2 protein-coding genes are annotated in these 1,913 nt (G+C 66.4%); both read left to right on the top strand.

Annotated features, from left to right (window positions below; translation table 11 throughout):
- A partial coding sequence (locus MJ785_RS11355; RefSeq protein ID WP_239380721.1) for a glycosyltransferase occupies positions 1-532 on the top strand: 532 nt, incomplete at its 5' end.
- A 175-nt stretch (positions 533-707) separates the two neighbouring features.
- Positions 708-1,421: a class I SAM-dependent methyltransferase gene (locus tag MJ785_RS11350; RefSeq protein ID WP_239345920.1), complete on the top strand. Its 714-nt coding sequence runs from the start codon at positions 708-710 to the stop codon at positions 1,419-1,421.
- The last annotated feature ends 492 nt before the right edge of the window (positions 1,422-1,913 follow it).

Here is a 1,913-nt window from a genome sequence, read left to right as displayed (position 1 = left end):
CCGGCATCACCGGCTGCTGTTCTTCGGCTTGGTCCGGCCATACAAGGGCCTGGATGTTCTGCTGCGGGCACTGGCGATGGGGCCGCCGGAGGTGCGCCTGACCGTCGCCGGGGAGTTCTGGGAGGGGCTCGACCGCCTCCGCGCGATCGTCGTCGATCGTGGTCTACGGGCGCGAGTGGAGCTGCGTCCCGGGTATGTGCCCGCGGCCGAGGTGCCCGCGCTGTTCGCCGCCGCCGACGCGCTCGTGCTGCCGTACCGCTCGGGGACGGCGACTCAGAACGTTGGCCTCGCCCATCTGTACGGTCTGCCGGTGGTGGCGACCAGGGTCGGTGGGCTGGCCGGGGCGGTGCGCGACGGTGTGGACGGACTGCTCGCGGCGCCTGGCGACCCGGTGTCGCTGGCGGGCGCGCTGCGTCGTCTCTACGAGCCGGGCGTGCTGGAAGCCCTGCGAGCCGGAATCGTCCCTCCAGATGTGGATACGGAGTGGGTTCGTTACTTAGAGGTTGTCATAGGTGCGACTGGGTCTTGTTAGGATACTTTCCGTTTGCATATCATGTTGCTCTAGTAGTGCGGTTAGCGCCGAGAACAGGGAGGTTGGCCTGGGATGCCGAGCCCGTCCGCCCGCCCGCGCGGGGCGGGCCGCGCTTCGCTCCGCGCGGAGCCCGCGCAGTGATGCTTTGTCAAGGCAGCTTTCGCCGAGGTGGCCGGTGAGCGTACTGCGTAGTCATGTCCTGGCCTACGCCGGTCATCAGATGCACGTCATTCGTCGCCGTGAGGTGAGCACGTTGTTGGCGTGGGTGGGCGACCTAGCCGGGCGAACCGTTCTGGACGTCGCTGGCGGTGACGGGTACTGGGCCGGTCAGGCTGTCCGCCGTGGGGGCCGGGCCGTCTGTATTGATCTTGACCGGGGTAAGCTGGACTTCGGCCGCGGGCTGCGCCGGCATCCTGCCCTTGTCGAGGGGAACGCCCTTCACCTGCCGTTCGCGGACGCCTCCTTCGATGTGGTGATGTCGGTCTGCGCGATCGAGCATTTCGACGACGGCCCAGCCGCGCTCACCGAGATGGCTCGGGTGCTCACGGTGGACGGGGATCTTGTCATGTCCGCCGACGCGCTCACCCAGGCGCACCGGTGGCCGCGGCTGGTGGCCCAGCATCGGGAGAAATATCAGGTGAAACGCACCTACTCGGGCGATCAGCTGGCGGAGCTGCTGAGTGGTTGTGGCATGGCTGTGGTCCGCCAGACCTACATGTTCCGGTCACCGTGGGCCGAACGGCTGTACCTCACGCTGTCGGCCAGGGGCGGCCGGGCCGGCTGGAACGCGGCCGTGCCGCTCGCGCCTCTCATCGCGATGTCCGACCGGCGCAGCCCGGACGGCGCCGGCAGCGTCGTGCTCACCCATGCCCGCAAACGGCAGCTCTGACGGGTACGGAGCGCGACTTGCGCGGATTTTTCGGCGCTTCGTCCCCTCGCCAACGATTATGGCCGCTGCCGGGCCATTCGAGCCGGTGGCGGTCCGGGCGCGATGCTGTCACCGTGTGCTCAGCTGTATGGGCCGAGTATGTCGATTCCGTTTCCGGCTGCCCGATTCACTTTTGATCTTAATCAAAAGTGAATCAATGCGTCGAGGCCAAGGCATTGTGTTGTTTGCGAGCGTCAACCGTACCGCCTCGTCCGCATAGCCATGAGCGCCCTTTCGGGTGGTCACCCCGCTGGCTGTCACTCCAGTCGAATAGTGGGTGGCGGGTCCACTGAGCGAACAGCAAAAAGATCATTATAGCTTGTCAAGCTATGTTGACGGTATTGGCGCACCGGCCTGGACGGCAATCATGCCAACAGTCGCGCCATAGCATCGCGCCAGCTCACAGGCCCAGGTCCACGGCTGCTATCACCCTGGTTTCCTGGCCTGGCCTGG

This window comes from Protofrankia sp. CiT1 (assembly GCF_917627335.1).
Classification (GTDB): Bacteria; Actinomycetota; Actinomycetes; order Frankiales; family Frankiaceae; genus Protofrankia.
This window is presented reverse-complemented; position numbering and strand designations above follow the sequence as displayed.